This is a genomic window from Bacillus sp. ISL-46, assembly GCF_018613205.1.
On sequence record NZ_JAGGQR010000015.1, the window covers coordinates 72,213 to 84,240 of the forward strand.

The window sequence follows — 12,028 nt, forward strand, 5'->3', positions numbered from 1 at the left end:
AAACAATATTCAAAAGAATAGTTATAATTTCGATTATTTTATACTGACGATACGGACGCTCATTTCACCGCCGGGAGTTTGAACCGATACTTGGTCGCCTACTTTTTTACCTAAAAGGCTTTTGGCGATTGGTGAATCGTTTGATATCTTCCCTTCAAATGGATCAGCTTCAGCGCTTCCAACAATGGAATACGTTTCTTCATCCCCATCTGGGAGCTCAACAAATGTAACGGAACTTCCTAATGTTACAGAGTCACTCGCCATAGCGGCCTCTGCAATAATCTTCGCATTGCGAACCATATTTTCTAAAGTTGTTATACGCCCTTCAACAAAAGCCTGTTCTTCTTTCGCAGAATCATACTCAGAGTTTTCAGATAAATCCCCGAAGCTTCTTGCGATTTTAATTCTTTCAACCACTTCTTTACGTTTCACTGATTTTAAGTATTCAAGTTCTTGGACAAGTTTTTCTTTACCTGCTTGTGTCATTGGAAATACTTTCTCTGTTGCCAAAACCCTCACTCCTTCTAGTCATTATGAATTGTGTATGTAAAATATGTAATATTATGCCAATCAGCATAATAGATAGTAGCGCGTCCTTTAATAAAAGGGCGCGCAACAAAAATAATTTTTCCAGTCTGAATTTTTCTATTTAGACTTTTCTTTTGCTATTGTTTCATAAAATTGACTTTTGTTCAAGAATTGTTTGAATTTTTGTGACCATTAAATCAATCGCCACATGGTTATGGCCGCCTTCAGGGATTATAATATCTGCATATCGTTTCGTAGGCTCAATAAATTGGTTATGCATCGGACGAACAACATTTAAGTATTGGTCAATGACAGAATCAAACGTCCGACCGCGATCTCTAATATCACGAGTCAACCGGCGGATTATTCTTAAATCAGCATCTGTATCAACGTACAACTTGATGTCCATTAAATTCCGGAGCCGCTCGTCCTCAAGTACTAAGATTCCCTCTAAAATAATAACATCTTGGGGTTGAACTGGAATCACTTTGTCAGAACGGGTGTGAATTGAATAATCATAAACCGGTTTTTGAATCGTCTCATAGCGTAAAAGCTTTTCGATATGTTCGATCAGTAAGTCGTTATCAAAGGCAAGTGGATGATCGTAATTTGTTTTTAAACGCGCTTCAAATGGTAAATCACTCTGGTCCTTATAATAATAATCCTGTTCTAGCACCAAAATGGAATGATCTTTCAAACTTTCATAAATTGCTTTTGTTACACTGGTTTTTCCGGAGCCGGAGCCGCCGGTTACACCAATAACAACGGGTTTGCGCTTCATGCTAGTTCTCCTTTCGCATCATGTTGTTAGGGTAGACCGGTTTGTCCACTTTAAATTGTACAATTTGAAGTGGATGTCTTGCTGCGTCCAATTCAATACCTTTTTCATCCCAGATTTTATCAATGACATGGGTAAAGTTTTGAATTTCAGGTCCGAAAAACTCTACTTCTTCCCCTGGTTTAAAATGATTACGTTGTTGAAGTGTAACCATTTTTGTTTCTTCGTCATAATTCAGAACAAGGCCTACAAATTCAAAATTTGTCTTCTTGCTATGATTACCAAACATTTGCTCTTTATACCCTGGCACACCTTCAAAAAATGCAGGAGCCGTTTCCCGGTTTGCACATTTGTCGAGTTCCAATAGCCAGTCTTTCTGAATGACAAAATTCTCAGGATCCGCGCAATAGGCATCGATCACTTTACGATAAACACTGACAACTGTTGCGATATAATGAATCGATTTCATTCGGCCTTCGATTTTCAAACTATCGATACCTAGTTCGATCATTTGTGGAATGGCTTGAATTAGATTAAGATCCTTCGGGCTCATTGCAAACGGTGCGTCACCTTCTTCATAAAGGGCAACTTCCTGGTTGCTGCCTTCTAACTTGTAAAGGTCATAATCCCAGCGGCATGATTGACAGCAGCCACCACGGTTCGAATCCCTTGCAGTCATATGGTTGCTCAATGTACAACGTCCGGAATAGGCAATACACATCGCCCCATGAATAAAGGTTTCAATCTCAACATCGACCTTTTCTTTCATTTCTCTAATTTCTTCTGCACTTACTTCACGTGCCAAGACAACACGTTCTGCCCCTGCCTCTTTCCAAAACTGGGCAGCTTTCCAGTTGGAGAGTGATTGCTGTGTGCTTATATGGATTTCAATTTCCGGAGCAAGACGACGGCAAGTTTCAATAATTAACGGGTCAGCGACAATTATTCCAGCAATCCCAGTTTCCTTCAACCCAAGTATATATTCATCTAAACCGTCCAAATTTTCATTATGAGCGAAAATGTTGGTGGTCACGTAAATTCTTGCTCCGTATTCTCTCGCAAACTCCACGCCTTCCTTCATTTCTTCGAAGGTAAAGTTATCGGCATTTGAACGAAGTCCATATTCTTGGCCGCCGATAAAAACGGCATCTGCACCATAATGGACAGCAATTTTTAATTTTTCAAGATTACCTGCTGGTGCAAGGAGTTCCGGCTTCTTTACAATGACACGTTTTCCGTCGATAATTTCAGAAATCTTATCTTTAACTGTATTCACAGCTGAACCCCTCCTAATAAACCGTCTCTTTGAAATAAAATCCTGTATCTAATGAACGATTGGCCGGCTGAATTTCTTCAACTGCCGCTAACAACTCGTCCTTTTTATCATCATAAGCGTCCGGATCTTCGCTAAACAAATCAATTGCTTCACGGTAAGCCTTTGTTACTGCAAGAATATATTCACCGCTTTTTAGGATTCCGTCGATTTTAAAAGAGTCGACACCCACTTCAAGCATCTCTTGAAGTTCATCAATGATACAAATATCATTTGGACTCATAATATGTGTACCGTTTTCGTCTTCAAAGATTGGATATTTATTTTCTCGTTCCTTATCATGTAAAAACATGTTTTCTTGCATATTTCGATTTTCAATTTCCATTACTTTTCCTTGGTACTCATAATAATTTCCTAGCAGCGAACGTTTGGATTGGAACATACAGCTCATGCCGTGAACCTGCACTTCGATTTCCACTTCCGCATTTTCTTTCATTTCAACGATCGCATCCATATTAATTTCTCGTGCTAACACTGCCCGTTTCGCACCTTTTCTACCCCAATAATTACAAGTGTACCAGTTTGTTCCTGTTGTTTCGGTGCTCCAGTGCAGTTTCATATCTGGGGCAACTTCTCTTGCCGTCATTAAAACGGCAGGATCACCAAAAATTATCGCATCAGCCTTTGCTGCTGATACAAATTGAATATAATCGCCGAGCTCTTCAATTTTTTCATTATGAAAAATCGCATTCATGGCCACATATACTTTTTTCCCTTTTGAGTGGGCTAGTTCGATCGCCTTTTGGACATCTTCTCGGTTAAATTCCCCTGCAAGTCGTAAGCCATACCGTTGTTCACCGACCACAAACGCGTCTGCACCAGCTTCACATAATGGCAAGATATCATTGACAGTCAAAGGAGTTACCAGTAATTCTGATTTTTTCATATCCTATCACCTCTCCTTTTGCTTATCGCAACCCCGTCCCCGACGGGCAGTATAACAGAATCAAAATCTGGAAGATTCATTAACCATTGGTTAAATTCATCTATCTTTTTGACGAGATTACGTATTCTTTTTGTTTCAATTACAGGTTCTGCAACCAGGCCTTTAAACAAAACATTATCGGTAATAATTAGACCATTATCTGTTAGATATTTAGAATAGATTTCAAAAAACTTTTTATATTGACCTTTCGCTGCATCAATAAAAATCGCGTCAAAAGAGGCATGTCCACTTACGGCATCCTCAACCTCTAGTGCATCACCCTTGATTAAAGTGATTTGATGACTATGTTCCGAACGACTGATAAACTGTTCAGCCAAGTGTATACGGTCCACATCGCGCTCGATTGTAACAATTTGGGCATTTGGGAGTGCCTCTGCCATTCGTAAAGCAGAATAACCTATCGCTGTTCCCACCTCAAGTATTTTCTTTGAATCGTGAATTCGTAATAATTGCAGCATCGTTTCTATACCTGACAGTTCCATAATAGGAACATTATGAACACTCGCATAGTTTTCCATTTCTGTAAACAATAGATTTCGTTCAGAAATAAGACCTTCAATATAAGAATGCAGCTTCTCATTTAACAAGCTGCCCTCACCTCTATCCCTAATAAGAATTGCGTTTGGGCTAGCAATTCTCTAAGTCAAATACTTTTATTATCTCTATAGATAAAACTATTTAGACATGAAAAAATAGCGTTCACAGTAATCTTCAGCATTAACGGGTAGAATTCCGACATAATGCGTTCCAGGCAGCTATGGCCAGGTTAACTTACTGTGAGTTACGCTATGGATCATTTATTAAAACACTTGAACTATTTTAACATAGATCAGTATAATATTTCAATAGAAAAACGGAGGAATGATAACATTTCCTCCGTAATGCAATTAATTTTTACTTGTAATATGCTTTGCTTTTTCCTTATTATGCTCTTCCAGAGTTTTTGTAAAAATTACATCACCATCTGCCGTTGCCAAGAAATAATAATAGTCAGTCTTCTCAGGCTCAAGTGATGCTTCAATCGAAGATTTTCCGGCATTGGCAATTGGACCTGGAGGCAGACCAGTATTTTGGTATGTGTTATATGGTGAATCCACTTCAAGATCTTCATATAACACCCTTTCCTTGTGTTTCCCTTGAGCATAGAGAACGGTTGGATCGGTTTGGAGCATCATACCCTTTTCGATCCGATTATAAAAAACACTCGCAATCGTTTTACGGTCCGCTTTTTCGGTCGCTTCCTCTTCAACCAATGAGGCCATGGTTAATAGTTGATGAACAGATAGCTTTTTTTTCTTACTTTGTTCTGAATAGGCAGATACAATCGTCCGGGTTTTATCAAGCATAGCAGTGACCATTTCTTCAACAGAGGGATTATGTTTGTAGAACGGATAGGTCGCCGGGAATAAATAACCTTCCAGTGGATATTTTACTGAAGAATTTAAGATTTCCTCGGTTAATATATCCGGATATTTAGCCATTAGCGTTTTAATAAATTCTTTGTCATTTAATTTATTAAAAACAACATCTTCCTTCTGTTTGGTTGCTTTCGCCATCATGGCTGCAATTTCTTTCAGTTGTTTTCCTTCAGGAATGGTAATTTTGAAACTGGCCTTAGCCAGTACCTTACCGGTTTTTAGACGGCTAACGATTTCAGGGACATCCATGGAAGGACTTAGTTGATACTCCCCTGCCATAAACCCGCCTTCATTCTTTAGCTTTACATAATATTTAAATACTTTTGCACTTTTTATGATCCCACTTGATTCTAACTTTTCGCCGATACCTGTGACTGATGAGCCAATCGGAATATCCACTGTTTTCAGTTTCTTACTACCTGCGTCAACAGGATTAAGTGCTGATTCTATGTACAAATATCCTCCACCGCTAATTAAGACTATTAATAATAGCAATAAAATTGAAATAATCAAAACAATTTTTCTGACAACTTTTGCTTCGTTTTGATGTTCAAGCATTTTTTTACGGATAACATCTTTTTTGTCTGTTGTCATTTGACTCCCCCTTCCCTTTATACCAACGCATATCTAGGTTTTATAAACTATTAATGTGTAACATTAAAAAAATAGACATCTTAATTATTTCAGCACATAGTAAGAAAAATGTCAATTTAACAATAAATTTGTCAGTTTTTAATACAGTAAAGACCAAAAAAAAAAACCGGCTATTAAATCAGCCGGTTTATCCATATTCTATTCTTCTTCCGCTTCTTGGTCCTCATTGAAGGTATTGAACACTTCTTCAACCATGTCCCATTCCTCGTCCGTTTCAATTTGCAATAACGGACCATATCCGCCATCTTCCGTAGGAATATAAGCGTAAACATGAATATCAACATCTTCTTCATCATCATCAAAAGATCCTACAGGATAAAAGAATACATAAGATTTTTCGAACTCATCAGAATCAAAAGTAAAAAGCACTTCATGTAATTGTTCGTTACCATTTTCGTCTACCAGTGTAATAAATTGTTCTTCATCATGTTCGTGTTCGTGATCGTGTGCCATTTCTTCACCTCATTAATTTTTACTATCCAGATAGCCTTGCAGGATCATCACTGCAGCCATCTTATCAATTACTTTCTTACGTTTTTTCCGACTCACATCGGCTTCAAGTAATACGCGCTCAGCTGCCATTGTTGTTAGACGCTCATCCCAAAGAACAGTTGGCACTGCAAATTTACTTTCAATTTCTCTTGCATATTGCATACTCGCTTCTGCGCGCGGTCCAATCGTCCCGTTCATGTTCTTAGGCAGACCGATGACAACCGTATCTACTTGATACTCTTTTATTAATTGACCAATTTCCTCAAAACCAAACACATTTTTTTCTTCATTGATTTTGAGAGTTGTAAGGCCCTGGGCAGTCCAGCCAAATTCATCGCTTAAAGCGACACCGACTGTCTTAGTGCCTACATCTAAACCCAATACGCGCATTCACTAACCCTCTCGCTGTTGTTTTAGATAGGATTTCACTAATTCTTCAATAATTTCATCTCGTTCAAGTTTGCGAATAATATTGCGGGCATCGCGATGACGCGGAATATAGGCAGGATCTCCTGATAAAAGATAACCAACAATTTGGTTGATCGGATTGTAGCCTTTTTCCTGCAAAGCTTCATAAACTTGAAGAAGAACGTCATTTATATCATGCTCAAACGGTTCTTCAGGAAAATTAAATCGCATCGTTTTGTCAAATGAGCTCATTGCATACACCTCGCTTTTTATTTGAGGAGAGAATTGTATTGTCTAGCGGAAGCGCCTGGGCACTTCCGCTTTTTAGCTTAGTTACCTACATTTTACACTACTTTGTCCTATTATCAAATGGATTTTACCCATTCATCAACGAATTGAAGTGCAGCATCCAATTTTTCCGGATCCTTACCACCTGCTTGAGCCATGTCAGGACGACCGCCGCCGCCGCCGCCGCAGCGAGAAGCAACTTCTTTGATTAACTTTCCAGCATGATAACCTTTTTCAATTAAATCCTTGGTAACTGCTGCAATTAAGTTAACCTTTCCTTCATGGGCACTACCCAGAACAATTACGACCGAGCCCAGTTTTTGCTTCAAATCATCAGCCATATTTCTTAAGTTATTCATATCAGCACCTTGAACATTTGCTGCTAACACTGTTACGCCATCAATTTCTTTCGCCTTTGATACGAGATTTCCAGCTTCGATATTTCCAAGTTTTGTTGCAAGTGATTCGTTTTCTCTGTGAAGTTGTTTAATTTCTAGCAATAAACTATCAATTCGGTTAACGATTTCTTTCGGATTGGTTTTTAGCTTCTCAGCTGCATCCTTTAACAAGCTCACTTGCTCATTTAATGATTTGTAAGCTGACTCCCCGGTTACCGCTTCAATCCTTCTCGTTCCAGCACCAATTCCGCCTTCAGAAATAATTTTAAACAACCCTATCACAGATGTATTTGGAACATGGCAGCCGCCGCAAAGCTCTAGGCTATAATCGCCAACCCTTACTACACGGACAATATCACCATATTTTTCTCCAAAAAGAGCCATTGCCCCCATTTCTTTTGCTTCAGCAATTGGCTTTAAGCTGATGTCAAGCTCGATGTTTCTCCAGATTTTTTCATTGACGATTTTCTCGACTTGTTCAAGTTCTTCTGGTTTAATTTGACCAAAATGCGAAAAGTCAAAGCGGAGACGATCTGGTTCTACAAGGGAACCAGCTTGGTTCACATGTTCGCCTAGAACGTCTTTTAAGGCTTGGTGTAACAAATGGGTTGCTGTATGGTTTTTAATAATCTTCACACGGTTTTCAGCATCAACCTCAGCTGTCACCTTGTCGTTCGTTGTTAAGGTTCCTGATTTAACTACTACTTGGTGAAGGTTTTGACCATTTGGTGCTTTTTGAACATCCTTAACAGTTATGCTAGAATCTACACCTGTTATCAACCCACGGTCAGCAATTTGTCCGCCACTCTCTGCATAAAACGGTGTCACATCTAGAATTAACTGTACTTCCTCACCGCTCGATGCTTTGTCGACAAGTTCACCATTTTTAATGATTGCTGCCACAGTAGAATTCGTTTTAAGTTCGTCATAGCCGACAAACTTACTTTCGACCTTAACATCTCTAAGGACACCGCCTTGGACCTGCATCGAGTCGACATCTTGTCTTGCTGCCCGGGCACGCTCACGCTGTTGCTCCATTTCTACTTCAAAGCCTTCATGATCAACCTTCATGCCCTCTTCTTCAGCATATTCCTCTGTTAATTCAACCGGGAACCCGTATGTGTCATAAAGTCGGAAAATATCAGCACCAGTGATGGTTTCACTGCCTTTCTCTTTTTCCTTCTTAATCACAGTTGCTAAAATCGCTAAGCCTTCATGAAGTGTTTCATGGAAGCGTTCTTCCTCACTTTTGATGACTTTTTGAATAAAGTCTGTCTTGTCTTTCACTTCCGGATAGAAATCATCCATGATTTCGCCTACGACAGGAACGAGTTCAAACATAAATGGACGATTAATATTAATTTGTTTAGCATACCGAACAGCCCTGCGAAGCAAGCGGCGCAGTACATAGCCACGACCTTCATTTGAAGGCAATGCCCCATCGCCGACTGCAAAGGCAACCGTACGAATATGGTCTGCAATTACTTTGAACGCAACATCAGTCTCTTTGTTCTGTCCGTATTTTTCGCCGGAAATCTCTTCTGTTGCACGAATAATAGGGATAAATAAATCTGTATCAAAATTAGTAGGCACGTTTTGAACAACGGAAGCCATTCGTTCTAAGCCCATCCCTGTATCAATATTTTTCTTTGGCAGCGGTGTATAGGTACCATCTGGGTTATGGTTAAATTGAGAAAATACTAGGTTCCAAACTTCAAGATAACGGTCATTTTCTCCACCTGGGTAGAGTTCAGGATCCGTAGGATCATTTCCATACTCTGGACCGCGGTCATAGAAAATTTCTGTATTCGGACCGCTTGGACCTTCACCAATATCCCAGAAGTTCCCTTCAAGACGAATAATGCGCTCCTCTGGCAGACCAATGGTGTTATGCCAAATTTCATAGGCTTCGTGATCTTCAGGATGGATCGTAACCGAGAGAAGTTCTGGATCCCAGCCAATCCATTTCTCAGACGTTAAGAACTCCCATGCCCATTCAATAGCTTCTACTTTAAAATATTCACCGATTGAAAAGTTACCAAGCATTTCAAAGAAAGTATGGTGGCGAGCTGTTTTTCCGACATTTTCAATGTCATTGGTTCTGATAGATTTCTGCGCATTTGTAATTCTAGGATTTTCAGGAACGACACGTCCATCAAAATACTTCTTTAAAGTTGCGACCCCACTGTTAATCCATAATAGTGATGGATCATCATGCGGCACAAGTGATGCACTCGGTTCAATAGTATGACCTTTTTCTTTACTAAAAAACTCTAAAAACATCGAACGAATTTGTGAACCTGTTAAATTTTTCATTATTAGACCTCCCTTTTTTATAAAAAAGCATACAAAAAAGCCCTCATCCCAAAAACAGGGACGAGAGCTTGTCTCGCGGTACCACCCTGATTACGGATACAAAACACGTATCCATCTCTCAATAATCCTGTAACGCAGGAATACGGCAGTGGTTAGCTGCACTCCAGATTAGCTTTCTGTCGTCCTTCATCTAGAGCTTCTTTCAGCCAGGGAAGCTCCTCTCTTCTACGCAAATGCGTTACAGATGGTCTACAACATACTCAATCCTTCAACATTTTCATACAAATAATCATTCTATATCACGAATTATAGCTACCCGAAAAAAGTTTGTCAATCTATCACCCGCTTATGTGGAAGGTTCTTTTGCTTTCCTGCGAATAAAATGATTTTTCGCGTGAATAATAGCCACTTTTATTACCACTAAAACAGGAACAGCCAAGATAAGTCCAAGTATTCCACCGACTTCTCCCCCAGCGGTTAACGCCATCATGATTATTAAGGGGTGCATATGAAGACTTTTACCTACAATCAATGGAGATAGGATGTTTCCTTCTAGAAATTGAAGCCCAAAAACAATCACCATTGTAATCACAACTAATTTTACGGACGATGTGGCAGCGATGATGACTGCTGGTACAGCTCCGATGATGGGTCCAAAATAGGGAATGACATTGGTTACTCCAACAATCAAGCCTAAAATTAAAGAGTATTTCAGATGAAATATCCAAAACAAAAGAGCAGAGACACTGCCAATGATCACACATACCAGAAGTTGCCCTCTTATGTAGCTGCCCAGCGATTCATCAACGTCTTTTAGGAAAAGTGTCCCTTTCTTCCGCCACTGTTTAGGGGTAATATACCATAGGGATCGTTTAATCAATTGAAAATCCTTTAGCATATAAAAGGCAATGAATGGAATGATCATCATAATTAAAGCAGAATTTAGAAAATTAATTAAAATATTTACAATGACCGACAAAAGAGAATCGAGCTTTTTTTCAAACGCATCAATTCCATCATTAATTCTAGTTTGCACGCCGTCGGGCCATTCTCTTGTGTGCGATTGAAGCTTATCAACCCATCCTCTGTATTGCTCTGCTAAAATTGGCGCGCTCTCAGAGAGGTCTTTTATTTGGTCGATCATCGCAGGAACTCCTTTATAAACGCAAATGCCCAGACCACCAAAAAATAAAATATAGATAAGAAAAATAGCGAGTCCTCGATGTAAGCCTTTTTGGTGTAATTTTTCGACAATTGGATGCAGCAAATAGGTGATAAATCCTCCAATCGCAAAGGGGAGGATAATAATTGTAGCTACCCTAAAGATAGGCATCCAAACAAAGCGGATTTTTAGAAACACATAGATGGCAATTAATAAAAGGAGTAAAAACCCGATGCGGTAATACCATTTCATTTGAATCTCCACGTTTTAAGCCTCCTATTCATGTTAGTTTTAGAGACACTTGGTGGAATTATGCATCAGAAAAGCGGAGCGCATGTTAACAGGTATGAACCGTGACACAAAAATCCCCCTCGAATTTGAGGGGGATACAGTTCTAAAATATAGCGCGCTTTACTTTCCTTGTCATTCTTTTCATATTTCGGGCTGACATCATATTGTTTCTTGAGGCCACATTATAGGCAGCCATCCCAGCACCAAAAGCAATCATCGTCGTCATCATTTTATTCATACGTTTCACCTCTTTAATAGACGTTAAATAAGTTTACATGGTAACTTTGATAACGGTCTAACACAGCGCTTCCGCTTTTTGATCTTAAAGGGTGTAACGACGCTCTTCTTCTTCAAACAAATCATCTAAGGAACTAAGTGACCCGTCTTCTTCGACTTGATGGGTACTGATTAGGCCTTTGTTTACTGTAAGTTCAATAAAGCAATTCCAGCAATAATATTGGTTGATACCAATTTTACCGATATCCTTGCTTTGACAATTGGGACACTTAAACATGGAAAGACACCTCACGTATTAGTTACGTCTACGATAATGGCATCCTTTCCGATAGCTAAGGGCTTCCCGGATTGAATGACTTGTTTGCCTTCCGTAAGATCCGAAAAGAAGCCATCCGTGATTTCGTACCCTATGATTGTGCCCAATTCTTCCTGAAAATATACATCTTTTAACAATCCAAGCGATTCCCCGCTCTTAGATAGCATCATCATTCCATCTAGTGAATGTTGATGAGTAAGTGTATATTCTAGGTCATCTTTCAGTTTTACCAAATGGCCGTCGTCATCAATCATTATTCCATCTAAGCCGAAGGAAGCCACTTTCTCGATATCCAGAAAAAAGGATTGTTTGAAAAAAACGCCTTTTTTAATCAGTAAGCCATTTACCTTACCGTTACTTGAGATACATAAATCACAAACCTCACCAATTTTCTGGCCGCTTTTTGTATTAAAAACAGGCTGTCCTTTCAGTAACGAAAATGTCCGCAAAGAGTGTCCCACCT

Annotated in this window: 14 protein-coding genes and 1 other annotated feature; all 14 genes read right to left on the minus strand. The window is 39.3% G+C overall.

Going from position 1 to position 12,028, the window contains the following annotated elements; translation table 11 throughout:
• Window positions 1-33: 33 nt before the first annotated feature.
• The 14 genes from greA to J7E67_RS10110 all read right to left on the minus strand — a co-directional run bounded on the left by greA (window position 34) and on the right by J7E67_RS10110 (window position 12,014).
• Window positions 34-510: a transcription elongation factor GreA gene (greA, locus tag J7E67_RS10045; protein WP_098934406.1), complete on the minus strand. Its 477-nt coding sequence runs from the start codon at window positions 508-510 to the stop codon at window positions 34-36.
• Between the two features lie 163 nt (window positions 511-673).
• Window positions 674-1,309, minus strand: coding sequence for a uridine kinase (gene udk, locus J7E67_RS10050; protein WP_168245157.1), 636 nt, complete (start codon window positions 1,307-1,309; stop codon window positions 674-676).
• A gap of 1 nt (window position 1,310) precedes the next feature.
• Window positions 1,311-2,582 carry a peptidase U32 family protein gene (locus J7E67_RS10055; RefSeq protein WP_214731598.1) on the minus strand — a complete coding sequence of 424 codons (1,272 nt, stop codon included), beginning with the start codon at window positions 2,580-2,582 and terminating at the stop codon, window positions 1,311-1,313.
• A gap of 13 nt (window positions 2,583-2,595) precedes the next feature.
• Window positions 2,596-3,525: a peptidase U32 family protein gene (locus tag J7E67_RS10060; protein ID WP_214731600.1), complete on the minus strand. Its 930-nt coding sequence runs from the start codon at window positions 3,523-3,525 to the stop codon at window positions 2,596-2,598.
• A complete protein-coding gene (locus J7E67_RS10065; protein ID WP_214731602.1) occupies window positions 3,522-4,172 on the minus strand; it encodes an O-methyltransferase in 651 nt (216 codons plus the stop codon). Before J7E67_RS10065 ends, J7E67_RS10060 begins: the two co-directional genes overlap by 4 nt.
• A 300-nt stretch (window positions 4,173-4,472) precedes the next feature.
• A complete protein-coding gene (gene mltG, locus J7E67_RS10070; RefSeq protein ID WP_214731604.1) occupies window positions 4,473-5,597 on the minus strand; it encodes an endolytic transglycosylase MltG in 1,125 nt (374 codons plus the stop codon).
• 198 nt (window positions 5,598-5,795) lie between these two features.
• Window positions 5,796-6,110 (minus strand): DUF1292 domain-containing protein, encoded by a 315-nt coding sequence (locus tag J7E67_RS10075; RefSeq protein WP_088089074.1) that lies wholly within the window; start codon window positions 6,108-6,110, stop codon window positions 5,796-5,798.
• Between the two features lie 12 nt (window positions 6,111-6,122).
• Window positions 6,123-6,539 carry a Holliday junction resolvase RuvX gene (gene ruvX / locus J7E67_RS10080; RefSeq protein ID WP_088089075.1) on the minus strand — a complete coding sequence of 139 codons (417 nt, stop codon included), beginning with the start codon at window positions 6,537-6,539 and terminating at the stop codon, window positions 6,123-6,125.
• A gap of 3 nt (window positions 6,540-6,542) precedes the next feature.
• Window positions 6,543-6,809 carry an IreB family regulatory phosphoprotein gene (locus tag J7E67_RS10085; protein ID WP_066257787.1) on the minus strand — a complete coding sequence of 89 codons (267 nt, stop codon included), beginning with the start codon at window positions 6,807-6,809 and terminating at the stop codon, window positions 6,543-6,545.
• Window positions 6,810-6,922: 113 nt separating this feature from the next.
• Complete coding sequence (gene alaS / locus J7E67_RS10090; protein WP_214731606.1) at window positions 6,923-9,559, minus strand: alanine--tRNA ligase; 2,637 nt, start codon at window positions 9,557-9,559, stop codon at window positions 6,923-6,925.
• Window positions 9,560-9,612: 53 nt separating this feature from the next.
• Window positions 9,613-9,840 (minus strand) — a binding site (T-box leader).
• 65 nt (window positions 9,841-9,905) lie between these two features.
• Window positions 9,906-10,985, minus strand: a complete 1,080-nt coding sequence (locus J7E67_RS10095) for an AI-2E family transporter (protein WP_214731608.1) — start codon at window positions 10,983-10,985, stop codon at window positions 9,906-9,908.
• Between the two features lie 130 nt (window positions 10,986-11,115).
• On the minus strand, window positions 11,116-11,250 hold the full coding sequence (locus J7E67_RS10100; protein WP_214731611.1) for a YrzQ family protein: 135 nt from the start codon (window positions 11,248-11,250) through the stop codon (window positions 11,116-11,118).
• Window positions 11,251-11,334: 84 nt separating this feature from the next.
• Complete coding sequence (locus J7E67_RS10105; RefSeq protein ID WP_168245164.1) at window positions 11,335-11,526, minus strand: hypothetical protein; 192 nt, start codon at window positions 11,524-11,526, stop codon at window positions 11,335-11,337.
• Between the two features lie 11 nt (window positions 11,527-11,537).
• Window positions 11,538-12,014: a PRC-barrel domain-containing protein gene (locus J7E67_RS10110; RefSeq protein ID WP_214731614.1), complete on the minus strand. Its 477-nt coding sequence runs from the start codon at window positions 12,012-12,014 to the stop codon at window positions 11,538-11,540.
• Window positions 12,015-12,028: the final 14 nt, after the last annotated feature.

Bases quoted from the DNA above. Each gene is read 5' to 3' on its own strand.
- udk (WP_168245157.1), bottom strand. From the start codon at position 1,309: ATGAAGCGCAAACCCGTTGTTATTGGTGTAACCGGCGGCTCCGGCTCC.
- J7E67_RS10085 (WP_066257787.1), bottom strand. From the start codon at position 6,809: ATGAGCTCATTTGACAAAACGATGCGATTTAATTTTCCTGAAGAACCG.
- J7E67_RS10100 (WP_214731611.1), bottom strand. From the start codon at position 11,250: ATGAATAAAATGATGACGACGATGATTGCTTTTGGTGCTGGGATGGCT.
- J7E67_RS10105 (WP_168245164.1), bottom strand. From the start codon at position 11,526: ATGTTTAAGTGTCCCAATTGTCAAAGCAAGGATATCGGTAAAATTGGT.
- alaS (WP_214731606.1), bottom strand. From the start codon at position 9,559: ATGAAAAATTTAACAGGTTCACAAATTCGTTCGATGTTTTTAGAGTTT.
- mltG (WP_214731604.1), bottom strand. From the start codon at position 5,597: ATGACAACAGACAAAAAAGATGTTATCCGTAAAAAAATGCTTGAACAT.
- ruvX (WP_088089075.1), bottom strand. From the start codon at position 6,539: ATGCGCGTATTGGGTTTAGATGTAGGCACTAAGACAGTCGGTGTCGCT.
- J7E67_RS10060 (WP_214731600.1), bottom strand. From the start codon at position 3,525: ATGAAAAAATCAGAATTACTGGTAACTCCTTTGACTGTCAATGATATC.
- J7E67_RS10075 (WP_088089074.1), bottom strand. From the start codon at position 6,110: ATGGCACACGATCACGAACACGAACATGATGAAGAACAATTTATTACA.